Consider the following 23,025-nt stretch of genomic DNA (forward strand, 5'->3'; position numbering starts at 1 on the left):
TTTTTACACGAATTATCGCGCCGAACTTAGACCGGACGGATGTTCGCAGCTTGCAGACCCTTCGGGCCCGTCTTCACTTCGAATTCAACCTTCTGGTTTTCTTGCAGCGTCTTGAAGCCTTCGACGCGGATTTCCGAGAAGTGCGCGAACAGATCGTCGCCGCCGCCTTCCGGGGTGATGAAGCCGAAGCCCTTTGCGTCATTGAACCACTTGACGGTACCGGTTGCCATGTTACTTGTTCCTAAAAAGATAAAACGGGGCCGAGGCCCATGGGGTGCGGAAAATCAAGGAAGGGGGTAATGGGACCAACCGGAGTACCGTTGATGGGCGAACTACGAAAGAACCAATTCACTCGCCGCTTGAAATCCTGCAACGTTGTTTATACGGGTAATCGGTCGCGCGGTCAACCGGATTTCCATGCACTCAGGGTTATTGCGGGGTTAAGGTTTACAAACCTTGCAAACGATGCGACTTTTTTGTAGGGGCCGAACGATTTTGGCGCCAACCTGCAGGTGCAACCGTTAAACTACGCGCCGCGTGGACGGGTTGCCCCGATCGGGTGATCCTTCCCCCCAAAATTGCATGCGCGCTGCTGTCCGAGCCGATCCCGGACCGCGGGCCGACCATGCTTTTTGAGACATAGGAGAGGATGTGAAGAGTTCTATTCAACGGAACATCGGCCCGTTTGCACTGATGCTGACGGGGCTGGGTTCGATTATCGGTTCGGGCTGGCTGTTCGGCGCCTGGAAGGCTGCGAAGATTGCCGGTCCGGCGGCGATTTGCGCATGGATCATCGGCGCGGTCGTGATTCTCGCGATTGCGCTGACGTATGCTGAACTGGGTGCGATGTTCCCCGAGTCGGGCGGCATGGTGCGCTACGCGCGCTACTCGCACGGTTCGCTGGTGGGCTTCATCAGCGCGTGGGCGAACTGGATCGCGATCGTATCGGTGATCCCGATCGAGGCGGAAGCGTCGATCCAGTACATGAGCACGTGGCAGTATCCGTGGGCGCATGCGCTGTTCGTGAACGGCGAGCTGACGACACCCGGCCTGCTGCTGTCGGCCGTGCTGGTCGTCATTTACTTCTTGCTGAACTACTGGGGCGTCAAGGCCTTCGCACGTGCGAACACCGCGATCACGATCTTCAAGTTCCTGATTCCCGGCCTCACGATCCTCGGCCTGATGCTGTCGAGCTTCCACTCGGAAAACCTCGGCACTGCATCGAATGCAAGCTTCGCGCCGTACGGCTGGTCGGCCGTGCTGACCGCGGTCGCGACGAGCGGTATCGTGTTCGCATTCAACGGCTTCCAGAGCCCGGTGAACCTGGCCGGTGAAGCGCGCAATCCGTCGCGCAGCGTGCCGTTCGCGGTGATCACGTCGATCCTGATCGCACTCGTGATCTACGTGCTGCTGCAAATGGCGTACATCGGTTCGGTGAATCCGGCCGACGTCGCGAAGGGCTGGTCGCAGTTCAACTTCTCGTCGCCGTTCGCCGAACTCGCGATCGCGCTGAACCTGAACTGGCTCGCGATCCTGCTGTATGTCGACGCGTTCATCAGCCCGAGCGGCACCGGTACGACCTACATGGCGACCACCACCCGCATGATCTACGCGATGGAGCGCAACAACACGATGCCGAAGATGTTCGGCAACGTGCACCCGATCTACGGTGTGCCGCGCCAGGCGATGTGGTTCAACCTGCTCGTGTCGTTCATCTTCCTGTTCTTCTTCCGCGGCTGGAGCTCGCTCGCGGCCGTGATCTCGGTCGCAACGGTGATCTCGTACCTGACCGGCCCGATCAGCCTGATGGCGCTGCGCCGCGCGGCGACCGACATCGAGCGTCCGCTGTCGATCCCGCTGATGAAGCTGATCGCACCGTTCGCGTTCGTCTGCGCGTCGCTGATCCTGTACTGGGCGAAGTGGCCGCTGACGGGCGAAATCATCCTGCTGATGATCGTCGCTCTGCCGGTGTATTTCTACTTCCAGGCGAAGTCGGGCTGGACCGGCTGGGGTGCCGACCTGAAGGCCGCATGGTGGCTGGTCGCGTACCTGCCGACGATGGCCGTGCTGTCGCTGATCGGCAGCAAGGAATTCGGCGGTCACGGCGTGCTGCCGTACGGCTGGGACATGCTGATCGTCGCGGCAATCTCGCTGGTGTTCTACTTCTGGGGTGTGAACACCGGTTACCGGACCCAGTATCTCGACGAGCGCGAGGCGCACGACGAGATCCTTGAAGGGGTCGGTGCCTGACGCCTGACCTGCCACCGGAATCGGCGGTGGCAGGAAGCGCAAAAAAGCCCGTCCGAGCGATGCTCGGGCGGGCTTTTTATTTGCGCTCGGCGCTTGTGTCGCCGTGTCGCGCGATTCAGGCGGCCGCGCTCGCGAACACGTAGTTCGTCATCGCGAGCACGCGTTGATACGTGCCGAGCGACTGGATGCCGAGCTGGTAGTCGTCGTCGGCCGCGCCGAGCGCGGTGAACACCGGCAGCAGGTGCTCGTCGGTCGGATGCATCAGCGCCGCGTGCGGCGCCTGCCGGCGATAGTCGAGCAGCGCGTCGACGTCGCGCGCGGCGAGCTTCGCCTCGAACCAGTCGGTGAATTCCGCGACGCGCGGGTCCGCATCCTCGGGCGCCGCGCTGAAATCGGCCGCGCGCAGGTTGTGCGTGATCTGGCCCGAGCCGATCACCATCACGCCTTCGTCGCGCAGCGGCCGCAGCGCGCGGCCGAGCGCGAAGTGATGGGCCGCGTCCGCACGCGGCTGGATCGACAACTGCGCGACGGGCACGTCGGCCTCCGGGAACATCAGCAGCATCGGCACCCACGCGCCGTGGTCGAGGCCATGCTCGGTCGTCGCGGTCGCGATGCCGGCCGCGTTCAGCAGCGCGGCCGCCCGCTCGGCGACCTCGGGCGCGCCCGGTGCCGGGTAGCGGATCTCGTACAGTGCGCGCGGGAAGCCGTAGAAGTCATGGATCGTTTCCGGGTGCGCGGCCACGCTCGCGACCGGCTGCTGCGTGCCCCAGTGCGCGGACAGCATCAGCACCGCGCGGGGGCGCGGCAATTCGGCGCCGAGGTGCGTGAATGCGCCGGACGGCAGCGTCGGGTCGATCGGCAGCGTCGGGGCGCCGTGTGACAGGTAAAGCGAAGGCAAGCGGTTCATGGTGGGGGAGCCTGCGAAAAGGGGTTTGCCTGTGACTATAGGCGCGCACCGGATATTGATAAATCGGCTTGCCGGAATTTGATTGAATCGCAACGGTTGATAATTCGGCCGATTCGGGTGCGCGGGAGGAGGCGGGAGGAGGCTGGGCGTGGCTGGATCGAACCGGAAGACGGCGGAATCGACGAAGATGCGTGGAGAACGGCGCCGAAGCGCCGCGTCGAGCGGCTTACTGTGCGGGCCGGATGCCGGCCCACGGCGTCGTCATCGGTGCGCTGAGCGCGAACAGGTCGAGCACGCGCGTGACCGTCTGGTCGACGAGTTCCTCGATCGTCTTCGGCATCGCATAGAACGCGGGCAGCGGCGGAAACACGATGCCGCCCATTTCGGTCACGGCGGTCATGTTGCGCAGATGCGCGAGGTTGAACGGCGTTTCGCGCACCATTAGCACGAGACGGCGGCGTTCCTTCAGCGTGACGTCGGCCGCGCGCGTGATCAGGTTGTCCGACAGGCCGTGTGCGACGCTCGCGAGCGTCTTCATCGAGCAGGGGGCGATCACCATCCCGTCGGTTGCGAACGAACCGGACGCGATCGTCGCGCCGACATCGCGCACCGAATGCACGACATCCGCCCGGCTTTCGACTTCGGCCTTCGACAGCTGCAATTCATGCTGAATATTGAGCCAGCCGGCGTTCGAAACCAGCAGATGCGTTTCGACGCCGCCGGCGGCGCGCAGCAATTCGAGCAGCCGCACGCCGTAGACCGCGCCGGTGGCGCCGGTGATCGCGACGATCAGCCGGCGTGGCGGCGCGCTGGGAGATGCCATCGGGAAGGGGGCGTTACGCGGCGGCGAACAGTTGCTGCAGTTCGCCCGACTGGTACATCTCCATCATGATGTCCGAGCCGCCGATGAATTCGCCCTTCACGTACAGCTGCGGGATGGTCGGCCAGTTCGAGAATTCCTTGATGCCCTGGCGGATCTCGTCGTCCTCGAGCACGTTGACCGTCTTGAACTGGTCGACGCCGCAGGCTTTCAGCACCTGCACGGCGCGGCCCGAAAAGCCGCACATCGGGAATTGAGCGTTGCCCTTCATGAAGAGCACGACCTGGTTTTCGTCGACGATTTGCTTGATACGTTGTTGGGTGTCCATGACTGACCTTGCGTTGGCGGGGCGTTAGAACGAAATGATAGCGGATTTCAACCGGGCGGGCCGGCCGTCAGACGGGCCGGCGGCCGCCCGTGGTGCGTTCGATCGCGGCGAGATCGGCGAGCGATTCGACCGCGACGAAGCCGCGTGACACGAGCAAGGCACGCACGGCTTCGGCCTGGTCGTAGCCGTGCTCGATCCAGAGCGTGCCGCCCGGTTTCAGGTAGGCGCCGGCGCCCGCGACGATCGTGCGGATCGCGCTGAGGCCGTCGGCATCGTCGGTGAGCGCGCCGCGCGGCTCGAACCGCAGGTCGCCCTGCGCGAGGTGCGGATCGTGCTGCGCGATGTACGGCGGATTGCTGACGATCGTGTCGAACGCGAACGTCGGATCGAGCGCGGCGTACCAGTCGCTCTGCAGCCACTGCAGCGGGCCGCCGGGGCGGCGCGGGTCGAGCAGCTTGTGCGCGTTGCGCCGGGCGACGTCGAGCGCGGCCGATGAGCGGTCGAGCGCCCACACGCGTGCGTCGGGCCGTTCGGCGGCGATCGACACGGCGATCGCGCCGCTGCCGGTGCCGAGATCGAGCACGGCTGGATGTGGCCGTCCGTCGATCGCGTCGAGCGCGGCTTCGACGAGCAGTTCGGTTTCGGGGCGCGGGATCAGCACGTCGGGCGTCACATCGAACGGCCGGCCGAAGAATTCGCGCATCCCGACGAGCTGCGCGACCGGCTCGCCCGCCACGCGGCGCGCTTCGAGCGCGCGGTAGCGCGCGATCGCGGCGGGCTCGAGCGGGGCGTCGCCGCGCGTGATCAGCTGCGTGCGGGTCCAGCCGAGCGCGTACGCGAGGAGCACGCGCGCATCGACCGGGTCGAGCGGCGACGCGCGCAGCAGTTCGTCGGCGGTGGTGTCGGGCATCGCGACCTCAGTCGGTGTCGCCGAGCGACGCGAGCAGTTCGGCCTGGTGCTCGGTGACGAGCGCGCCGATCAGTTCGTCGAGATCGCCGTCCATCAGCGCCTCGAGCCGGTACAGCGTGAGGTTGATCCGGTGGTCGGTCATCCGGCCCTGCGGGAAGTTGTACGTGCGGATCCGCTCCGAGCGGTCGCCGGAGCCGATCAGGCTCTTGCGCGTCGCCGCTTCCTTCGCGTGCTGCTCGTGATACTGCTTGTCCTTGATGCGCGCGGCGAGCACCTTCAGCGCGCGATCCTTGTTCTTGTGCTGCGAGCGGTCGTCCTGGCACTCGACGACGATCCCGGTCGGGATGTGCGTGACGCGCACCGCCGAATCGGTCTTGTTGATGTGCTGGCCGCCCGCGCCCGACGCGCGGAACGTGTCGATCCGCAGGTCGGCCGGATTGATCTCGACCTCGCCGATCTCGTCGGCTTCCGGCATCACCGCGACCGTGCAGGCGGACGTGTGGATGCGCCCCTGCGTCTCGGTCGCCGGCACGCGCTGCACGCGATGGCCGCCCGATTCGAACTTCAGCCGCGAGTAAGCGCCCTGGCCGGCGATCCGCACGATCACTTCCTTGTAGCCGCCGAGATCCGACGGGCTCTCCGACATCATCTCGACCTGCCAGCGCTGCCGTTCCGCGAAGCGCAGGTACATGCGCAGCAGGTCGCCCGCGAACAGCGCCGATTCGTCGCCGCCGGTGCCCGCGCGGATTTCGAGGAAGATGTTGCGGTCGTCGTTCGGGTCCTTCGGCAGCAGCATCTTCTGCAACTCGCCTTCGAGGCGAACCATGCGTTCCCGCGCGCTGCGAATCTCGTCTTCGGCGAAATCGCGCATCGATGCATCGGCGACCAGCTCCTGCGCGGCCGTCTCGTCGCTGCGCGACTGGCGCCACAGCGCGTACTGCTCGACGACCGGGCCGAGTTCCGCGTGTTCGCGCGTCAGCTTGCGGTACTGGTCGAGGTCGGCCGTGACGTTTTCGCGGCTCAGCAGGTCGTTCAGTTCGGCCAGCCGGATAGACAGCTGGTCGAGCTTGCGTTGCATGCTCGTCTTCATGGTGTGGAGCGACGCTCCCGGACAAAAGGGGTATTCGAAAAGGATAAGCCGGCGCGCGGCCGGCGGCAGGGCAACCGGCCGGCGCTAGTGGCCGGACTGGTCGTTCGAGCGCGGCGCGTGCTGGTAGAAGCCGCGCATCAGGTCGATCAGCGAATCGCGGTCGGTGCCGTTCACGCGGTTGAGCGCGCTCGTCGGGCCGTGGATCAGCTTGTTGGTGAGCGCCTGCGACAGCGCTTCGAGGACGGCGGCCGGATCGTCGCCGCGCGCGAGCAGCTTCTGCGCCTTCTCGACTTCCACGCGGCGCAGCGCGTCGGCCTGCGTATGCATGTGACGGATCACCGGCACGACGCTGCGCGTGTCGAGCCACTGCATGAAGTTCTGCACGCGCGTCTCGATGATCGTCTCGGCTTGTGCAACCGCGGCCTGGCGCGATGCGTTGCCTTCACGCACGATCGCACCGAGATCGTCGACGGTGTAGAGGAACACGTCCTTCAGCTTGCCGACTTCCGGCTCGATGTCGCGCGGCACCGCGAGGTCGACCATGAAGATCGGCCGGTGGCGGCGTGCCTTCACCGCACGTTCGACCGCGCCGAGGCCGATGATCGGCAGCGTCGACGCGGTGCACGACACGATAATGTCGAATTCGTGCATGCGGGCCGGCAGGTCCGACAACGGCATCGCGCGGCCGTTGAAACGTTCGGCGAGCCGCTGGCCGCGTTCGGCCGTGCGGTTCGCGACGACGAGCTCGCGCGGGCTCTGCGCGGCGAAGTGCGTCGCGCACAGCTCGATCATCTCGCCGGCGCCGATGAACAGCACGCGCTGATCCGACACCTTTTCGAAGATGCGCTGCGCGAGGCGGACCGCGGCGGCGGCCATCGACACCGACTGCGCGCCGATCTCGGTCGTGCCGCGCACTTCCTTCGCGACGGCGAATGTGCGCTGGAACAGCTGGTTCAGATAGGTGCCGAGCGCGCCGGCTTCCGTCGCGGTGCGCACCGCATCCTTCATCTGGCCCAGGATCTGCGTTTCGCCGAGCACCATCGAATCGAGACCCGACGCGACGCGGAATGCGTGCCGGACCGCTTCCGATTGCGGCAGTGCATAGACGTGCGGGGCGAGTTCGTCGACCGGAATCTGGTGGTACTCCGACAGCCAGCGAATCGCACCCTCGCGGGCGGCCCGATCGTCGGTCGCGCAATAGAGTTCGGTGCGGTTGCAGGTGGAGAGGATGGCCGCTTCGGGCGCATTCGGCGCCTGGGGGCCGAGGAACACGTTCTTGAACGTGACGAGAGCCGGCTTGATTTGCTCGAGCGGAAACGCCACGCGTTCGCGCAGGGCGACAGGCGCAGTGTGGTGGTTGATTCCGATCGTGAGGAGTTGCATATCGAGGGCTATCGTTTAGCCTCATATTATAGCGTTTCAGCGATTTCCTCACTTGCGGCATACCGGGCATCGGCGTGGCGCGGCCTCGAATTTGGGGGCTCGATCGGCACGCGGTCGAGCTGATAGCCGTAGCCGTAGAGCGGCAGAAGCCGGTAGCCGCGCTCTGGAAGCAGCTGCAGCTTGCTGCGCAGCCGGGACGCATGGGTGTCGAGCGTGCGCGACTTCATGTCGCGGCGGCGGGCCCACACCGTTTCGAGGATATGGGCGCGCGACACGGGCCGCGACAGGTTCGCGAACAGCAGCTGTGCGAAGCGGAACTCCTTCGGCGTGAGCGCGACGACCGCATCGCCGAAGCGCACGAGGCTGTGGGTCGCATCGAATGCGTATTCTCCATACATTTCGCGCGAGCGATTCGGCGGCCGCCGGACACCCGCGCGCCGGCTCAGCGCGTTGACGCGTGCGAGCAGCTCGGGGCCGCTCACCGGGCGCACGAGGCAGTCGTCGGCACCCGCGTGCAGGCACGACACGACTTCGCTTTCGCGCGGCAGCTGCATTACGGCGATGGCCGGCAGCCCGGGCAGGATCGCCTGCGCCCGCGGAATGACTTCCTCGGCCGGCTGGTCGCCGGCCCAGTTGCCGATGATCAGCATGTCGCAGGTATCGGTGGCGAGCCACTCGAAGAACGCCGCGCTGGACGGAAACGCGTGGCACACATGACCGCCGGCGAACAGCAGGTGGTTCAGGAGCGCAGCATGATGCGCCTCCGGATCGATGAGAGCGATTCGCATGAGGATTTCTTCAATACGCCTGCGGGTGCGCGCTTGCCATAACGTCGGGTCGGCCCCTACACTCGAATGTTCGCGGCGCCCGGCTGGGCTCGGGTTCGATGGATGAATCGATGCTAGCCGCTGGCAACGTTCACGCCTATGGGACGAATCTGAATTTATAGAAGGCGTCGAATGAACTGGTTTGGAATCCTTGTCCTGGGAGCGGCTGTCGGGCTGTTCGGCCGGTGGCTGCATCCGATGCGGCGCACGGGCCGGCCGGCATGGTGGATCGTGGTGCTGGTCGGCATCGCAGGTGCCGCCGCCGCGCGCATGGCCGGCAATCTCTCTGGACTGTTTTACGATGGCGAAACGCTCGAATGGCCGGTCTGCACCGGTGTCGCGTTCCTCGCCGTAGCTGTGACGGTCGCCGTGTCGGCCCGTCGCTGAACGCTCTCAGGTGAAATCATGAATGCCCGTCTCCCCGAAGTCTCGTCGGTGCCGGCCCGCCTCGCGCTGCTGCGCGGCGCGATGGTCCGCGAGGACCTGGCCGCCTATCTCGTGCCGTCCGCCGATCCTCACCTGTCCGAGTACCTGCCCGAACGCTGGCAGGCGCGACGCTGGCTGTCCGGTTTCACGGGCTCGGTCGGCACGCTGGTCGTGACCGCGGATTTCGCGGGCTTGTGGGTCGACAGCCGCTACTGGGTGCAGGCCGAGGCCGAACTCGCCGGCACGGGCGTCCAGCTGATGAAGATGACGGGCGGGCAGCAGAGCGCGCCGCACGTCGACTGGCTCGCGCAGAACGTGCCGGCCGGGGCGACGGTCGGCGTCGACGGCGCCGTGCTCGGCGTCGCGGCGGCACGCGCGCTGACGGCCGCGCTGAGCGCGCGCGGCATCGCGCTGCGCACCGATCTCGACCTGCTCGACGCGATCTGGCCGGAGCGCCCGGGGCTGCCGGGCGACGCGGTGTTCGAGCACGTGGCGCCGCAGGCCGACACGACGCGCGCGAGCAAGCTCGCCGAAGTGCGCCGCGCGATGCACGCGCAGGGCGCGCAATGGCATTTCGTGTCGACGCTCGACGATCTCGCGTGGCTGTTCAACCTGCGCGGCGCCGACGTCAACTTCAACCCCGTGTTCGTCGCGCACGCGATGATCGGGGCCGATCGCGCGACGCTGTTCGTCGCCGACGGCAAGGTGTCGCCGGCGCTGGCCGCGTCGCTCGCGCAGGACGGCGTCGAAGTCCGCGCGTACGACGCCGCGCGCGCGTCGCTCGCGGCGCTGCCCGACGGCGCGACGCTGCTGATCGATCCGCGCCGCGTGACGTTCGGCACGCTCGAGGCCGTGCCGGCCGGCGTGAAGCTGATCGAGGCCGTGAACCCGTCGACGTTCGCGAAGTCGCGCAAGACGTCCGCCGAGATCGAGCACGTGCGCGTGACGATGGAGCACGACGGCGCCGCGCTCGCCGAATTCTTTGCGTGGTTCGAGCAGGCGGTGAACCGCGAGACGATCACCGAGCTGACGATCGACGAGCAACTCACGGCCGCGCGCGCACGGCGCCCCGGCTACGTGTCGCCGAGCTTCGCGACGATCGCCGGCTTCAACGCGAACGGTGCGATGCCGCACTATCGCGCGACGCCCGAGTCGCACGCGACGATCGCCGGCGATGGCCTGCTGCTCGTCGATTCGGGCGGCCAGTACACGACCGGCACCACCGACATCACGCGCGTCGTGCCGGTCGGCACGGTCAGCGACCTGCAGCGCCGCGATTTCACGATCGTGCTGAAGTCGATGATGGCGCTGTCGCGCGCACGCTTCCCGCGCGGCATCCGCTCGCCGATGCTCGACGCGATCGCGCGCGCGCCGATGTGGGCGGCCGGGCTCGACTACGGCCACGGCACCGGTCACGGCGTCGGCTACTTCCTGAACGTGCACGAGGGCCCGCAGGTCATCTCGCACTACGCGCCGGCCGAGCCGTACACGGCGATGGAAGAGGGGATGATCACGTCGATCGAGCCGGGCGTGTACCGGCCCGGCAAATGGGGCATCCGGATCGAAAACCTGGTCGTGAACCGCGCGGGCGGGCAGACCGAGTTCGGCGACTTCCTCGCGTTCGAGACGCTGACGCTGTGCCCGATCGACACGCGCTGCGTGCTGATCGAGATGCTGCATGAGGAAGAACGCGCGTGGCTGAACGCGTATCACGCGACCGTGCGCGAGCGCGTCGGCCGGCACGTGAGTGGCGACGCGAAGGCGTGGCTCGACGCGCGCACGCAGCCGATCTGACGCAACGCGCAATACACGATAGATGCCGGCTGCGCGACGGCCGGACCACGACCGGGAGGGCATCGATGGCAGATACCGCAGTGATCGTGATCGACATGCAGCGCGGGCTGGTGCAGCGGGCGCGGCCCGCGTACCGGCTCGACGACGTCGTGTCGGGCATCAACCGGCTGACGGCGGCGGCACGTGCGGCAAACGCGCCTGTGTGCTTCGTGCAGCACGACGGCGATGCGGACGACAACATCGTGCCCGGCACGCCCGGCTGGGAACTGCATGAGGAACTGATCGTCGGTCGCACCGACTGGCGCATCCGCAAGCAGGTGAGCGATTCGTTCCACGACACGCCGCTCGCCGCGCAGCTCGACGGCCACGGCATCCGTTCGGTGCTGATCTGCGGCTATGCGACCGAGTTCTGCGTCGATTCGGCCGCGCGCCGCGCGGCACTGCTCGGCTACCGGACGACCGTCGTGTCCGACCTGCACACGACGAACGAGCGCGCGCACCTGTCGGCCGCGCAGATCGTCGCGCATCATCACTTCGTGTGGGAAAACAATACGCTGTCGGGCAATGCGGTGACGCCGCGCCCGCTCGCCGACGTGCTCGCCACGGAGTTCGCATGACGATCAAGGCGGTGGTGTTCGATTTCGGCGGCGTGCTGATCGACTGGAGCCCCGAGTACCTGTACCGGCAACTGATTCCGGACGAAGCCGAGCGCCGCTGGTTCCTCACGCACGTGTGCGCGATGGACTGGGTGATCCGGCAGGACGGCGGGCAGACGATCGACGAAGGCACGAGCGAGCTGGTCGCGAAGTTTCCGGCGCACGAGACGCTGATCCGTGCGTTCTACGCGCGCTGGCACGAGATGATCGGCGGCGTGCTCGACGAAGGCGCCGCGCTCGTCGACCGGCTCGATGCGCAGGGGATGCCGCTCTTCGGGCTGACCAACTGGTCCGCGCAGACCTTTCCGTATGCGTGGGACAACTTCCCGGTGCTGCGGCGCTTCAGGGACATCGTGGTGTCGGGCCGCGTGAAGCTCGTGAAACCCGATCCGGCGATCTACCGCGAGATGCATGCGCGGATCGAGCCGCACCTGCCGGGCATCGCGCCGCACGAACTCGTGTTCATCGACGACAACGCGAAGAACGCGGCGGCCGCGACGGCACTCGGCTGGCAGGGCATTCATCACACGAGCGCGGCCGCGACCGAGGCGCGTTTGCGCGAGCTGGGCGCGCTCGCATAGGCGGCTGCCGGACGGCAGCCGGATGAAAAAAGCGGGCCGGGAGCCCGCTTCTTCGTTGTGCCGAGCCGGAAGCGGCCGCTTTCGGCATCCGGCCGCGCGTCGTCGCGCGCCGGATGCACGGGCCGCATCGTTCAGCGGCTGATCGGCTTGTAGCGCAGGCGCTTCGGCTTCGCGGCTTCCTCGCCGAGGCGCGCACGCTTGTCGGCTTCGTATTCCTGGTAGTTGCCGTCGAAGAACGTGACCTGCGAATCGCCTTCGAACGCGAGAATGTGCGTCGCGATCCGGTCGAGGAACCAGCGATCGTGCGAGATCACCATCACCGAGCCCGCGAATTCGAGCAACGCGTCTTCCAGCGCGCGCAGCGTTTCGACGTCGAGGTCGTTCGACGGTTCGTCGAGCAGCAGCACGTTGCCGCCGGAGATCAGCGTCTTCGCGAGGTGCAGGCGGCCGCGCTCACCACCGGACAGGTTGCCGACGATCTTCTGCTGGTCGCCGCCCTTGAAGTTGAAGCGGCCGATGTACGCACGCGACGGCGTCTCGTACTTGCCGACCGTCAGCACGTCGGCGCCACCCGAGATTTCCTCGAACACCGTCTTCGAGCCGTCGAGCGCATCGCGGCTCTGGTCGACGTACGCGAGCTTCACGGTCGGGCCCGTCACGACTTCGCCCGAATCCGGCTGTTCCTTGCCGGTCAGCATCTTGAACAGCGTCGACTTGCCGGCGCCGTTCGGGCCGATGATGCCGACGATCGCGCCGGCCGGAATCTTGAAGTTCAGGTTGTCGATCAGCAGGCGGTCGCCGAACGACTTGCTGACGTTCTTGAACTCGATCACTTCATTGCCGAGGCGGTCGCCGACCGGAATGAAGATTTCCTGCGTTTCGTTGCGCTTCTGGTATTCCTGGCTGTTCAACTCCTCGAAGCGCGCGATACGCGCCTTCGACTTCGCCTGGCGGCCCTTCGGGTTCTGGCGCACCCACTCCAGTTCCTTCTTGATCGCCTTCTGGCGCGCCGATTCCGACGCTTCTTCCTGCTTCAGGCGTTCTTCCTTCTGGTCGAGCCAGCTGCTGTAGTTGCCCTTCCACGGAATGCCGTGGCCGCGGTCGAGTTCGAGAATCCATTCGGCCGCGTTGTCGAGGAAGTAGCGATCGTGCGTGACGGCGACGACGGTGCCCGGGAAGCGCACCAGGAACTGCTCGAGCCAGTCGACCGATTCGGCGTCGAGGTGGTTGGTCGGTTCGTCGAGCAGCAGCATGTCCGGCTTTTCGAGCAGCAGCTTGCACAGCGCGACGCGGCGCTTTTCGCCGCCCGAAAGATGCTCGATCTTCGCGTCCCACGCCGGCAGGCGCAGCGCGTCGGCGGCCACTTCGAGCTGCTGCTCGGGGCTGCCGCCGTCGCTCGACGCGAGGATCGCTTCATATTTCGCCTGCTCGGCCGCGAGTGCGTCGAAGTCGGCGTCCGGTTCCGCATAGGCCGCGTAGATTTCCTCGAGCTTCTTGTTCGCCTGGAACAGGTCGCCGAGGCCTTCCTCGACGGCTTCGCGCACCGTCTTCGTCGGATCGAGCTGCGGTTCCTGCGGCAGGTAGCCGATGTTCAGGTTCGGCATCGGCGTCGCTTCGCCTTCGATGTCCTTGTCGACGCCCGCCATGATGCGGATCAGCGTCGACTTGCCCGAGCCGTTCAGGCCGAGCACGCCGATCTTCGCGCCGGGAAAGAACGACAGCGAGATGTCCTTCAGGATCTGGCGCTTGGGCGGCACGATCTTGCCGACCCGGTTCATCGTGAAAACGTATTGGGCCATTTGGGTGTGAAACTCAGAAAGGGTTGAGACTGCCGCGCAGCGCATGGGCGTGCGTGGTGTCGGGTGATTCGGTACGGAGCGTGCCGCGCGGGGCGCGGCGGTGTCGCCGCGGGTTGGCGGCGCGAGCGCGTATTGTACTTCGGCGCCGGCTGCCGCTGGCACCGCGCTGGCCATTCGGCCGACCCGCGTTCACAGCCACCCGGCGACGCCGCCGTGCCCCGAGCAGGTGCCGCGCCGATGGCGGCTGAAGCTGTACGTGCCGTCGCGGCAGCGCGCGCTCGCGCCCTCGGGCACGCGGCCCGATTTCGAATGCGCCGGTGCATGGACGGTGTCGCCGTCGCGATTGCGGTACGTGTCGTGCCGGTCGAGGTCGGCTTCGCTGCCGTAGCCGGGCGACGCGCGATAGGCGTGCGCCGCGGGCGGCAGGGCGGCGCACGCGACGAACAGCGCGGCCGACAGGGTCGCGATATGTGTCGCGCGGCGGAGCAGGGCGGGCATGGTCTCTCTGCGGATGTCGTTGTCTGTTGCCGGTGGAGGGCGGGCCGACGGCCCGGGCCGCATGTTAGCCGATCGGCTCGAGATCGTTGCCGCTGCCCCGCGGTGCAGCGACGCTACGCCGTGCCCATCATCGATGCCGCGCCGTCGGCCTGGGCGGCCTCGAGAATCCACCGGCGGAACGCGGCGACTTTCGCGCGTTCCGCATGATGCGGCGGATAGACGAGGTAGTACGCGAAGTCGTCGAGCCACGCGACGTCGGCAAGCTGCACGAGCCGGCCGCTCGCGAGCTCGCCGCGCACCATCGCCGCCGGCAGCAGGCCGGCGCCCTGGCCGGCGAGGATCGCCTGCAGCAACAGACTGGAATCGTCGAACGCGGGGCCGCGCGGCGGGCCGAAATCGGCGATTCGCTGCGCGTCGAACCAGATGTGCCAGCCCTTGCGCTCGGCGTCGTGCAGATGCGGCCATCCGGCCAGGTCGGCGGGCGTGGCCGGCATGCCCAGCCGCGCGACGAGTTCCGGCGCCGCAAGCGCGACGATCTCCACGGTCAGCAGCCGTTCGCTGCACAGCCCGATGTAGCGGCCGAGACCGTGGCGGATCGCGACGTCGACGCCGTCGCGCGAGAAATCGGCGAGCGCATGGCTCGCGACGATCTGCAGGTCGACGTCCGGGCATGCGTCGCGGAACTGCGCGAGGCGCGGCACGAGCCATGCGGATGCGAAAAACGGCGTGACGCTCACCGTCAGCACGCCGCTGTCGGCAGCGCCCGACACGCGCTGCGACGCGTCGGCGATTTGCCGGAACGCGTTGCGCACGGGCGGCAGATAGTCGCGGCCCGCGGCGGTCAGCAGGATGCCGCGGTTCACGCGCTCGAACAGTTGCACGCCGAGATGGGTCTCGAGCGTGCGGATCAGCTGGCTCACCGCGCCGGGCGTGACCGACAGCTCTTCCGCGGCCGATTTCACCGACAGGTGGCGGGCCGCCGCCTCGAACGCGCGCAACGCGTTGAGCGGTGGCAGACGGGAACGGTTCATTGAGTTTTTCTAAAGCGAAAGGCCGACGAAATATCGTTTGAGGCAATGCATGTGCGCGAGTACCGTTGTCGCGTCGGATCGCATTCGTCACGGCTGCCTTGCGGCGGTCGATGCGATCAACATAGTTCAACTATATCCATGAGGCAATCCGGACGCCGCGCGGCGTCCGGCGGAACCTGAGAGGAGCATCGTCATGAGCGGCCCGCGCGCATCGCGCGTCTTCTACGGCTGGTATGTGGTGGCGGCCGCGTTCGCCGTCACGTTCGTCGGCTTCGGCAGTGCGTACACGTTCAGCACGTTCGTCGAAGCGCTGCAGCGGGATTTCGCCGCATCGCGCGGGCAGATCTCGCTCGTGTTCTCGCTGGCCGGCTTCCTGTATTTCGGCTTCGGCATCGTCAGCGGCCCGCTTGCCGATCGCTTCGGCTCACGGCCGCTCGCCGTCACCGGCATGTTGCTGACGGCGGCGGGTCTCGCGGCGGCCGGTGCCGCGCATACGCTGCTGCAGGTCTATGTCGCGTACGGGCTCGGTGTCGGTCTCGGCGTCGGCTGCGCGTATGTGCCGGCCGTCGGCGCCGTGCAGCGCTGGTTCGTGCGGCGGCGTGGCTTCGCGTCGGGGCTCGCGGTCGCGGGGATCGGCGTCGGCACGCTCGTGATGCCGCCGCTCGCCTCCGCGCTGATCGCGCACGTCGGCTGGCGTGGCGCCTATTTCACGCTTGCGGCGCTCGCCGTCGCGATCGGCGCCGGGATGTCGCTGCTGATCGAGAACGATCCGCGCGGGCGCGGGCTGATGCCGGACGGGGAGGCCGTGCATCCGGCCGCCGGCGGAGGCTTGCCGGAAGCGGGCGGCCACACAGCAGGGGCCTCGGGCTCCGTGAACGCTGCGGATCGCGCGCGGGTTGCCGCATCGGCGCCCACCGGTGCGACCCTGCGCGAGGCCGTCACGTCACGGCCGTTCGCGAGCCTTTACGCGGCGTGTCTCGTGTGCTCGTTCGGCGTCTTCGTGCCGTTCGTGCACCTCGTGCCATACGCGCTCGATCATGGCGTCGCACCGTCGACGGCCGTGCTGCTGCTCGGCGCGATCGGCGTCGGCAGCACGGCCGGGCGCTTCTTTCTCGGCGGCCTCGCCGACCGCTTCGGCCGCCGCGCATCGCTGCTCGCGATGTTCGCAGGCATGGCCGTCGCGCTCGTCGCGTGGGCCGGCGCCGGGAGCGTCGCGACGCTGGCCGCGTTCGCACTCGTGTTCGGCGTGTTCTACGGCGGCTGGGTCGCCGTGCTGCCCGCCGTCGTGATGGACTACTTCGGCGGCCGCAACGTGAGCGCGATCATCGGCGTGCTGTACACGAGCGTCGCGTTCGGCACGCTAATCGGGCCCGCTGCCGCCGGTTTCATCTACGACGCGGGTGGCGGTTATCTCGTGCCGATCCTGGCCAGCGCGGCTGCCAATGCGATCGCGTTCGCGATCGTCGCCACCACCGCACGCGCTCAGATGGCCGCGCGCGCGGCCGGCCGCTAGCCACACGTCGCCGGCCGGACGCCTCGCGGCTAGGCGTCGTGCACGATTTCCGCTACGGTTTCCGGAACATCGATCACCGACAGGCGGAGGCGCATGTGACATTCGACGAAGTGCGGCAGATCGCGCTGGCATGGCGCGGCGTCGAGGAGGGTACGTCGTACGGCACGCCCGCACTCAAGGTGAAGGGCAAGATGCTCGCGCGCCTGCGCGAGGACGGCGATACGCTCGTCGTGAAGGGCGTCGGCCCCGACGAGCGCGCGTGGCTGATCGAATCGGAACCCGACGTGTATTACGTGACCGACCACTATGCGGGCTGGCCGATCGTGCTGGTGCGCCTGTCGGCCGCGCATCCCGACGCCGTGAAAAACCTGCTTCTGCGCGAATGGCGCGCGATCGTGCCGGCCAAATGGCGCGACGAAGGGCCGGACGGCACGAACTGAGCCGCGCCGGCGCGGCACGTGATCCGCTTCGACGCAACGTGTTCGCCGTGATGCCGAGCGGGCACGCGCCGTCATCACTTGCCCGATCCGGCGGCTCGCAAGCGGACGCCGAACCGGATCAAGCGTTGCATCGGTTCGCATCGATGCAACAAGTGGATCCATCGAAATTCTTCAATTGGTTCTTAGTGAAGAACCGTTTGATGCTTACACTCCTTCGCTTCGAAGGCGGCTGACCGACAGCCGACGGAAAGGGCGCACGCGATGCGCCGGCACCTCGTGCGCCGCATCGCACCCGCGGCTTCGCAGACTGCGTCGCGCACCGACCGGAACAGGCTCGACCCGGCTTCCTGCCCGTATGCGCGCATGCGCGGCGGGCTGCCGGGTTCAACAACGACAACTCCCCGCCGCCTTCACGCGACATCCGGTCGTACCGGAACCGTTTTTTGGAGAGAGACACATGAGTGGAAGCAAGACAGGCCTCGGCACGGGTCTGAAGCAGCGGCACGTGACGATGATGTCGATTGCCGGCGTCATCGGCGCGGGCTTGTTCGTCGGCTCCGGCCACGCAATCGCGGAAGCCGGCCCGGCTTCGATCCTCGCGTATGCGATCGCGGGCGTCCTGGTCGTGCTGGTGATGCGCATGCTCGGCGAGATGGCCGTCGCGCATCCGGACAGCGGTTCGTTCTCGACCTATGCCGATCGCGCGATCGGCCACTGGGCGGGCTTCTCCATCGGCTGGCTGTACTGGTGGTTCTGGGTGCTCGTGATCCCGATCGAGGCGACGGCCGCCGCGACGATTCTCAATGCGTGGTTCCCCGGCGTCGCGACCTGGATCTTCGCGCTCGGCATCACGCTGCTGCTGACGATCACCAACCTCTTCTCGGTCAAGAACTACGGCGAATTCGAATTCTGGTTCGCGCTGGTCAAGGTTGTCGCGATCGTCGTGTTCCTGTGCATCGGCGGTGCGGCGATCGTCGGCATCGTGCCCGCGCCGGCCGTATCGGGCGTGTCGAATCTCTTCGCGCACCAGGGCTTCATGCCGAACGGCGCCGGCGCGGTGCTCGCGGCGATGCTGACGACGATGTTCTCGTTCCTCGGTACCGAGATCGTGACGATCGCGGCCGCCGAGTCGGACAACCCGCAACGCCAGATCGTGCGTGCGACCAATTCCGTCATCTGGCGTATCACGCTGTTCTATCTCGGCTCGATCCTCGTCGTCGCGGCGATCGTGCCGTGGAACGATCCGCTGCTGCCGAAGCACGGCTCGTATCAGCGCGCGATGGAGCTGATCGGCATTCCGAACGCGAAGGCGATCATCGACGTGATCGTGCTCGTGTCGGTCGCGAGCTGCCTGAATTCCGCGCTGTACACCGCATCGCGGATGCTGTTCTCGCTGTCCAAGCGCAAGGACGCGCCTGCGTTCCTGCACAGCACCGATTCGACCGGTACGCCGCGTGCGGCCGTGCTGGCATCGACCGCATTCGGTTTCCTGACCGTGATCGCGAACTACCTGATGCCGGAGCAGGTGTTCGGCTTCCTGCTGGCAACGTCGGGTGCGATCGCGCTGCTCGTGTATCTCGTGATCGCGATCTCGCAGCTGCGGATGCGCAAGACGCTCGAATCGGGCGGTGCCGACCTGACGCTGCGGATGTGGCTGTTCCCGTGGCTCACGTGGGCGGTGATCCTGTTCATCTGCGGCACGCTGACCGTGATGTTCGTCAGCGAGGAACACCGGATGGAAGTGGGGGCGACGGCCGTGCTCGCGCTGCTCGTGTTGTTTGCGTCTTGGTTGAACAAGCGTGGTCGCGATGCGCGAGCGGGGGCGGGGCGGCGGGTGTCGGCGATGTGATGACGAATTGACGACGTGGCTGCCGGCCTGAGCGTTCGCTGTCGGTAGACACGGGGATTCCCGTCGTGAAAATGGCCCGATCGGCATTGGCGATCGGGCCATTTGTTTTGCACCAGCAAACGAAGGCACTTAACGTGGCACCGTAGGGCGTTCCGCACCACGGCGCAATCATTGACATAAGGACTCGCAAAATCGAACTCGTCTGATTTCATCGCCCACGGCAACTTCATACATTGAGCGCATCGACAACCGAAGTAAATGATGAAGTCGACTCGCGTGAGCGGTCGCGCCGGGAGAGTGGCAGATGGCGAATGAGGGCTTGAGGTTGAGTGAAGCAGGTTGGGCGGAGCTGCGTCGGCGGGAAAGCGCGGTCATGGCCTACTACAACGATCAGGCGAACAACTGTACCTATGGCATCGGGACGCTTGCTCACACCGGTCCGTGCACACCGGAGGAGTTGCGCACACCGGTTACGACAACGCAAGTGAACGCGCAACTCGCGGTCCGTGTCGGCCGTGCGGAAGCCGCCGTACGACGACATGTCCCGGTCCGGCAATTGACGCAGCTGCAATTCGATGAACTCGTCAGCTATACATACAATGCTGGCAATACAGGCGCGCTGGCTGCGCTCCGTTCGGCGAATCAGAGCGATGACGCAGGCGTCGTGTCGCACATGAATCAGCGCGTCTGGATTCATCCTCGAGACGAGACCGGGCGTCGCCTGGCGCCCGTGCGTTCGAACGGGCTTGTCAACCGGCGTCGGCTCGAATCGGCGCCGTTCCAGCCACAACAGGGGGCACAGTGAGAACGGCCATGACCGGTTTGCTCGTACTGGTGTCGGCGCATGCATTTGCCGGCCCGACGCCAGAGGACGAGATAGCGGTGCGCAGCGGTTTGCCGGCCAGCGAGGTCAACGCGCTGCTCAGCGACTGCGATTCGAACCAGACGAGCATGAATTTTTGCGCGTGGCGCGATCAGCTCGTCGCCGAGCGGGATTTGCAGCGGGTCGTCGACAAACAGGTGAGCGAGCGACCGGAGCGCAAGAAGGTGCTCGACGCGCAGATCGCGCGGTGGAAGAAAGCGCGCGACGCATCATGCGAAAAATCGACGCGTAACGCGTGGAGCAATGGTTCGATGCGACCTGCGGCACAGGCGATCTGTGTAACGGCGGCGACGAAGGAAATGACGAAAAGGTTGTCCGCGAGCGCTTCCCGCAAACCTTCACGAACCCATTCGAAATGAAAAAAAGCCCGCGACTTGCGGGCCTTTCCTGGTTACCGTGACACTGCACGAAACAGCGTCGGTCTCTGCGTCAGACGTTGAACAGGAAGTTCATCACATCCCCGTCGTGCACGACGTATTCCTTCCCTTCCGCGCGCATCTTCCCGGCTTCCTTCGCACCTTGTTCGCCCTTGTACGCGACGAAGTCGTCGAATGCGATCGTCTGTGCGCGAATGAAGCCGCGCTCGAAGTCCGTGTGAATCACGCCGGCCGCTTGCGGCGCGGTATCGCCGATATGGATCGTCCACGCGCGCACTTCCTTCACGCCCGCGGTGAAGTAGGTCTGCAGGCCGAGCAGCTTGAAGCCCGCGCGGATCACGCGGTCGAGGCCCGGCTCCTCCATGCCCATGTCGGCGAGGAACGCTTCCTTGTCCGCATCGTCGAGATCGGCGATTTCCGCCTCGATCGCCGCGCACACCGCGACCACTGGCGAGTTCTCGCTTTCCGCGTACTTGCGCACCACGTCGAGGTGCGGGTTGTTCTCGAAGCCGTCGTCCTTCACGTTCGCGACGTACATCGCGGGCTTCGCGGTGATCAGGCAGAACGGCTTGAGCAGCGCCTGCTCGTCGTCCGACAGATCGAGGCCGCGCACGGCCTTGCCCTGGTCGAGCTGCGCGCGCACCTTCTCGAGCACCGCGGCGAGTTTCACCGCTTCCTTGTCGTTGCCCGACTTCGCGGCCTTCGAGTAGCGCGTGAGCGCCTTCTCGACGGTGCCGAGGTCGGCGAGCGCGAGTTCGGTGTTGATCACTTCGATGTCGTCGATCGGGCTGACCTTGCCGGCGACGTGGATGACGTTGTCGTCTTCGAAGCAGCGCACGACGTGCGTGATCGCATCGGTTTCGCGGATGTTCGCGAGGAACTGGTTGCCGAGGCCTTCACCCTTGCTCGCGCCCGCGACGAGGCCCGCGATGTCGACGAATTCGACGACGGCCGGCACGATGCGCTCGGGGTTGATGATCTCGGCGAGCGCCTTCAGGCGCGTGTCAGGCACTTCGACGATGCCGACGTTCGGCTCGATCGTGCAGAACGGGTAGTTCTCGGCGGCGATGCCGGCCTTGGTCAGCGCATTGAACAGGGTGGACTTGCCGACGTTGGGCAAGCCGACGATGCCGCATTTGAGACTCATGGAATCCTTCGGACGGGGGGAGCGGCGCGGCCGGACAAGGCACGGCGGCGCGGGAAAATAGGGACGGCCGGCGCGCGGGGCGCGGCGGGCCGACGTTCAAAGGCGCTATTGTACCGTGCCGACGCCCCGGTTTCCGGCCTTCACCCGAACGCCCGATGCGACGGGCCGCCGCGCTGCCGGACCCGCCTGCGATTCTGCTGATTTCCCGCAAAGTCCGGCCGCGTAAGGGATTGGCCCCGCAGCTATAATGCCCGCCATGACTGCCCACCACACCTTCGACGTCGCCGTGGTCGGCGGCGGGCTCGTCGGCAAGACGGCCGCGCTCGCACTGACCCAGTCCGGCTACAAGACCGCCTTGCTCGCCCAGCCGGCCACGCCGCGCCCCGCCGATCTCGCGTTCGACACGCGCATCTACGCGCTGTCGTCCAGCTCGCAGGCATTGCTGGAGCGGCTGCGGGTCTGGCAGGCGCTCGACCATGGCCGGCTCGCGCCGGTCTACGACATGCGCGTGTACGGCGACGCGCACGCGGAACTGCATTTCTCCGCGTACCAGGCCTCCGTGCCGCAACTGGCCTGGATCGCCGAATCGTCGCTGATCGAGACGTCGCTCGACGCGGCGCTGCGGTTCCAGCCGAACCTCACGTGGTTCGACGCGCGCGCGCAGGGCTTCGACGTGCGCGACGACGCGGCCGTGCTGACGCTGTCGTCGGGCCAGGTGCTCGAAGCGGACCTCGTGGTCGGCGCGGACGGCGCGCATTCGTGGGTGCGTTCCCAAATGGGGGCCAGGGTGGAGCGGCGCGATTACCGGCAGACGGGCGTCGTCGCGAACTTCAAGGCGTCGCTGCCGCACCGCGAGACGGCCTGTCAGTGGTTTCACGAAGGCGAGATCATTGCGTTGCTGCCGCTGCCGGACGGTCACGTGTCGCTCGTGTGGTCCGCGCACACCGCGCATGCGGACGAGCTGCTCGCGCTCGATCCCGCGCAGCTCGCGGCGGAAGTCGAGCGCGTGTCACACGGTCGGGTCGGCACGCTCGAATGCGTGACGCCGGCGGCCGGCTTCCCGCTCGCGCTGCAGACCGTCGACAAGCTGATCGCCCCGCGGGTGGCGCTCGTCGGCGATGCCGCGCACCTGATCCATCCGCTCGCGGGGCAGGGGATGAACCTCGGGCTGCGCGACGTCGCGGCACTCGCCGATGCGATCGCGAACAAGGAGAGCTTCCGCAACCTCGGCGATACGGTGCTGCTGCGTCGCTACGAGCGCTCGCGCCGCGAGGACATCCGCGCGCTGATGGTCGCGACCGACGGGCTGCAGCGGCTGTTCGCGGTTCCGGGCTCGTTCGCGACGGCGGTCCGCAACGCGGGCATGGCGTTCGTCGGCGCGCAACCGCTCGTGAAGCGCTGGCTCGTGTCGGCCGCGCTCGGCTGAACGAACCTTCGTGCCTCCGGCCTGTCGGACTCGGTTCCGTTACGGCGTACACTGTGACGTGCACTCCGATTGAGCTGAAGGAACGACAGG

23 protein-coding genes are annotated in these 23,025 nt (G+C 66.8%); 11 read left to right on the plus strand and 12 right to left on the minus strand.

What is annotated here, in order from left to right:
• Nucleotides 1-26: 26 nt before the first annotated feature.
• Entirely contained in the window at nucleotides 27-230 is a 204-nt protein-coding gene (locus U4Y91_RS28225; RefSeq protein WP_006477070.1) for a cold-shock protein, read from the minus strand.
• Nucleotides 231-651: 421 nt separating this feature from the next.
• Between U4Y91_RS28225 and U4Y91_RS28230 the strand changes: the two genes are divergently transcribed.
• Nucleotides 652-2,250, plus strand: a complete 1,599-nt coding sequence (locus U4Y91_RS28230; RefSeq protein ID WP_321807836.1) for an APC family permease — start codon at nucleotides 652-654, stop codon at nucleotides 2,248-2,250.
• A 115-nt stretch (nucleotides 2,251-2,365) separates the two neighbouring features.
• Here the strand turns inward: U4Y91_RS28230 and U4Y91_RS28235 are convergent, their stop codons facing one another.
• The 7 genes from U4Y91_RS28235 to U4Y91_RS28265 all read right to left on the minus strand — a co-directional run bounded on the left by U4Y91_RS28235 (nucleotide 2,366) and on the right by U4Y91_RS28265 (nucleotide 8,476).
• Nucleotides 2,366-3,157 (minus strand): DODA-type extradiol aromatic ring-opening family dioxygenase, encoded by a 792-nt coding sequence (locus tag U4Y91_RS28235; RefSeq protein ID WP_059607887.1) that lies wholly within the window; start codon nucleotides 3,155-3,157, stop codon nucleotides 2,366-2,368.
• A 226-nt stretch (nucleotides 3,158-3,383) separates the two neighbouring features.
• On the minus strand, nucleotides 3,384-3,980 hold the full coding sequence (locus tag U4Y91_RS28240) for a UbiX family flavin prenyltransferase (RefSeq protein ID WP_175703947.1): 597 nt from the start codon (nucleotides 3,978-3,980) through the stop codon (nucleotides 3,384-3,386).
• Nucleotides 3,981-3,993: 13 nt separating this feature from the next.
• The gene (gene grxD / locus U4Y91_RS28245) at nucleotides 3,994-4,305 is read right to left on the minus strand and encodes a Grx4 family monothiol glutaredoxin (protein WP_011883132.1); all 312 of its coding nucleotides are present in this window, start codon (nucleotides 4,303-4,305) and stop codon (nucleotides 3,994-3,996) included.
• A gap of 67 nt (nucleotides 4,306-4,372) precedes the next feature.
• Nucleotides 4,373-5,215 carry a peptide chain release factor N(5)-glutamine methyltransferase gene (prmC, locus tag U4Y91_RS28250; protein WP_321807837.1) on the minus strand — a complete coding sequence of 281 codons (843 nt, stop codon included), beginning with the start codon at nucleotides 5,213-5,215 and terminating at the stop codon, nucleotides 4,373-4,375.
• Between the two features lie 7 nt (nucleotides 5,216-5,222).
• A complete protein-coding gene (gene prfA, locus U4Y91_RS28255) occupies nucleotides 5,223-6,305 on the minus strand; it encodes a peptide chain release factor 1 (protein ID WP_044845899.1) in 1,083 nt (360 codons plus the stop codon).
• A gap of 84 nt (nucleotides 6,306-6,389) precedes the next feature.
• Entirely contained in the window at nucleotides 6,390-7,688 is a 1,299-nt protein-coding gene (gene hemA, locus U4Y91_RS28260; protein WP_321807838.1) for a glutamyl-tRNA reductase, read from the minus strand.
• A gap of 26 nt (nucleotides 7,689-7,714) precedes the next feature.
• Entirely contained in the window at nucleotides 7,715-8,476 is a 762-nt protein-coding gene (locus tag U4Y91_RS28265) for a response regulator transcription factor (RefSeq protein WP_321807839.1), read from the minus strand.
• Nucleotides 8,477-8,647: 171 nt separating this feature from the next.
• Here U4Y91_RS28265 and U4Y91_RS28270 point away from each other — a divergent pair, with 171 nt between their 5' ends.
• From U4Y91_RS28270 to U4Y91_RS28285, 4 genes are all read left to right on the plus strand, one after another.
• A complete protein-coding gene (locus U4Y91_RS28270) occupies nucleotides 8,648-8,902 on the plus strand; it encodes a hypothetical protein (RefSeq protein WP_044845896.1) in 255 nt (84 codons plus the stop codon).
• 18 nt (nucleotides 8,903-8,920) lie between these two features.
• Complete coding sequence (locus tag U4Y91_RS28275; RefSeq protein ID WP_124487895.1) at nucleotides 8,921-10,735, plus strand: aminopeptidase P family protein; 1,815 nt, start codon at nucleotides 8,921-8,923, stop codon at nucleotides 10,733-10,735.
• A gap of 65 nt (nucleotides 10,736-10,800) precedes the next feature.
• Nucleotides 10,801-11,352 (plus strand): cysteine hydrolase family protein, encoded by a 552-nt coding sequence (locus tag U4Y91_RS28280; protein WP_321807840.1) that lies wholly within the window; start codon nucleotides 10,801-10,803, stop codon nucleotides 11,350-11,352.
• Nucleotides 11,349-11,972: an HAD-IA family hydrolase gene (locus U4Y91_RS28285; RefSeq protein WP_321807841.1), complete on the plus strand. Its 624-nt coding sequence runs from the start codon at nucleotides 11,349-11,351 to the stop codon at nucleotides 11,970-11,972. The genes U4Y91_RS28280 and U4Y91_RS28285 overlap by 4 nt, the downstream gene beginning before the upstream one ends.
• 131 nt (nucleotides 11,973-12,103) lie before the next feature.
• Here the strand turns inward: U4Y91_RS28285 and ettA are convergent, their stop codons facing one another.
• The 3 genes from ettA to gcvA all read right to left on the minus strand — a co-directional run bounded on the left by ettA (nucleotide 12,104) and on the right by gcvA (nucleotide 15,300).
• Nucleotides 12,104-13,771, minus strand: a complete 1,668-nt coding sequence (ettA, locus tag U4Y91_RS28290; RefSeq protein ID WP_321807842.1) for an energy-dependent translational throttle protein EttA — start codon at nucleotides 13,769-13,771, stop codon at nucleotides 12,104-12,106.
• Nucleotides 13,772-13,960: 189 nt separating this feature from the next.
• Nucleotides 13,961-14,269, minus strand: coding sequence for a DUF3761 domain-containing protein (locus tag U4Y91_RS28295; protein ID WP_321807843.1), 309 nt, complete (start codon nucleotides 14,267-14,269; stop codon nucleotides 13,961-13,963).
• Nucleotides 14,270-14,382: 113 nt separating this feature from the next.
• Nucleotides 14,383-15,300, minus strand: a complete 918-nt coding sequence (gene gcvA, locus U4Y91_RS28300; RefSeq protein ID WP_321807844.1) for a transcriptional regulator GcvA — start codon at nucleotides 15,298-15,300, stop codon at nucleotides 14,383-14,385.
• Nucleotides 15,301-15,493: 193 nt separating this feature from the next.
• On the opposite strand from gcvA, the gene U4Y91_RS28305 reads away from it, so the two are divergent.
• The 5 genes from U4Y91_RS28305 to U4Y91_RS28325 all read left to right on the plus strand — a co-directional run bounded on the left by U4Y91_RS28305 (nucleotide 15,494) and on the right by U4Y91_RS28325 (nucleotide 20,344).
• Nucleotides 15,494-16,813: an MFS transporter gene (locus U4Y91_RS28305; RefSeq protein ID WP_321807845.1), complete on the plus strand. Its 1,320-nt coding sequence runs from the start codon at nucleotides 15,494-15,496 to the stop codon at nucleotides 16,811-16,813.
• A gap of 95 nt (nucleotides 16,814-16,908) precedes the next feature.
• Nucleotides 16,909-17,253 carry an MmcQ/YjbR family DNA-binding protein gene (locus U4Y91_RS28310; RefSeq protein WP_321807846.1) on the plus strand — a complete coding sequence of 115 codons (345 nt, stop codon included), beginning with the start codon at nucleotides 16,909-16,911 and terminating at the stop codon, nucleotides 17,251-17,253.
• Between the two features lie 457 nt (nucleotides 17,254-17,710).
• Complete coding sequence (gene gabP / locus U4Y91_RS28315) at nucleotides 17,711-19,102, plus strand: GABA permease (protein ID WP_321807847.1); 1,392 nt, start codon at nucleotides 17,711-17,713, stop codon at nucleotides 19,100-19,102.
• Nucleotides 19,103-19,406: 304 nt separating this feature from the next.
• A complete protein-coding gene (locus tag U4Y91_RS28320; RefSeq protein WP_321807848.1) occupies nucleotides 19,407-19,907 on the plus strand; it encodes a lysozyme in 501 nt (166 codons plus the stop codon).
• Nucleotides 19,908-19,915: 8 nt separating this feature from the next.
• A complete protein-coding gene (locus tag U4Y91_RS28325; protein WP_321807849.1) occupies nucleotides 19,916-20,344 on the plus strand; it encodes a lysozyme inhibitor LprI family protein in 429 nt (142 codons plus the stop codon).
• A 70-nt stretch (nucleotides 20,345-20,414) separates the two neighbouring features.
• On the opposite strand, the gene ychF is transcribed toward U4Y91_RS28325, so the two are convergent.
• The gene (gene ychF / locus U4Y91_RS28330; protein WP_321807850.1) at nucleotides 20,415-21,509 is read right to left on the minus strand and encodes a redox-regulated ATPase YchF; all 1,095 of its coding nucleotides are present in this window, start codon (nucleotides 21,507-21,509) and stop codon (nucleotides 20,415-20,417) included.
• 247 nt (nucleotides 21,510-21,756) lie between these two features.
• On the opposite strand from ychF, the gene U4Y91_RS28335 reads away from it, so the two are divergent.
• A complete protein-coding gene (locus U4Y91_RS28335) occupies nucleotides 21,757-22,935 on the plus strand; it encodes a UbiH/UbiF family hydroxylase (protein WP_321807851.1) in 1,179 nt (392 codons plus the stop codon).
• The last annotated feature ends 90 nt before the right edge of the window (nucleotides 22,936-23,025 follow it).

Origin of the sequence: Burkholderia sp. BCC1993, from assembly GCF_905339865.1 — a bacterium.
In the GTDB taxonomy this organism is placed as follows: Bacteria; Pseudomonadota; Gammaproteobacteria; order Burkholderiales; family Burkholderiaceae; genus Burkholderia.

Excerpts from the sequence above, each read along its gene's own strand:
- U4Y91_RS28225 (WP_006477070.1), bottom strand. The coding sequence starts at position 230 with ATGGCAACCGGTACCGTCAAGTGGTTCAATGACGCAAAGGGCTTCGGC.
- U4Y91_RS28235 (WP_059607887.1), bottom strand. The coding sequence starts at position 3,157 with ATGAACCGCTTGCCTTCGCTTTACCTGTCACACGGCGCCCCGACGCTG.
- U4Y91_RS28240 (WP_175703947.1), bottom strand. The coding sequence starts at position 3,980 with ATGGCATCTCCCAGCGCGCCGCCACGCCGGCTGATCGTCGCGATCACC.
- grxD (WP_011883132.1), bottom strand. The coding sequence starts at position 4,305 with ATGGACACCCAACAACGTATCAAGCAAATCGTCGACGAAAACCAGGTC.
- prmC (WP_321807837.1), bottom strand. The coding sequence starts at position 5,215 with ATGCCCGACACCACCGCCGACGAACTGCTGCGCGCGTCGCCGCTCGAC.
- prfA (WP_044845899.1), bottom strand. The coding sequence starts at position 6,305 with ATGAAGACGAGCATGCAACGCAAGCTCGACCAGCTGTCTATCCGGCTG.
- hemA (WP_321807838.1), bottom strand. The coding sequence starts at position 7,688 with ATGCAACTCCTCACGATCGGAATCAACCACCACACTGCGCCTGTCGCC.
- U4Y91_RS28265 (WP_321807839.1), bottom strand. The coding sequence starts at position 8,476 with ATGCGAATCGCTCTCATCGATCCGGAGGCGCATCATGCTGCGCTCCTG.
- U4Y91_RS28270 (WP_044845896.1), top strand. The coding sequence starts at position 8,648 with ATGAACTGGTTTGGAATCCTTGTCCTGGGAGCGGCTGTCGGGCTGTTC.
- U4Y91_RS28275 (WP_124487895.1), top strand. The coding sequence starts at position 8,921 with ATGAATGCCCGTCTCCCCGAAGTCTCGTCGGTGCCGGCCCGCCTCGCG.
- U4Y91_RS28280 (WP_321807840.1), top strand. The coding sequence starts at position 10,801 with ATGGCAGATACCGCAGTGATCGTGATCGACATGCAGCGCGGGCTGGTG.
- U4Y91_RS28285 (WP_321807841.1), top strand. The coding sequence starts at position 11,349 with ATGACGATCAAGGCGGTGGTGTTCGATTTCGGCGGCGTGCTGATCGAC.
- ettA (WP_321807842.1), bottom strand. The coding sequence starts at position 13,771 with ATGGCCCAATACGTTTTCACGATGAACCGGGTCGGCAAGATCGTGCCG.
- U4Y91_RS28295 (WP_321807843.1), bottom strand. The coding sequence starts at position 14,269 with ATGCCCGCCCTGCTCCGCCGCGCGACACATATCGCGACCCTGTCGGCC.
- gcvA (WP_321807844.1), bottom strand. The coding sequence starts at position 15,300 with ATGAACCGTTCCCGTCTGCCACCGCTCAACGCGTTGCGCGCGTTCGAG.
- U4Y91_RS28305 (WP_321807845.1), top strand. The coding sequence starts at position 15,494 with ATGAGCGGCCCGCGCGCATCGCGCGTCTTCTACGGCTGGTATGTGGTG.
- gabP (WP_321807847.1), top strand. The coding sequence starts at position 17,711 with ATGAGTGGAAGCAAGACAGGCCTCGGCACGGGTCTGAAGCAGCGGCAC.
- U4Y91_RS28320 (WP_321807848.1), top strand. The coding sequence starts at position 19,407 with ATGGCGAATGAGGGCTTGAGGTTGAGTGAAGCAGGTTGGGCGGAGCTG.
- U4Y91_RS28325 (WP_321807849.1), top strand. The coding sequence starts at position 19,916 with ATGACCGGTTTGCTCGTACTGGTGTCGGCGCATGCATTTGCCGGCCCG.
- ychF (WP_321807850.1), bottom strand. The coding sequence starts at position 21,509 with ATGAGTCTCAAATGCGGCATCGTCGGCTTGCCCAACGTCGGCAAGTCC.
- U4Y91_RS28335 (WP_321807851.1), top strand. The coding sequence starts at position 21,757 with ATGCCCGCCATGACTGCCCACCACACCTTCGACGTCGCCGTGGTCGGC.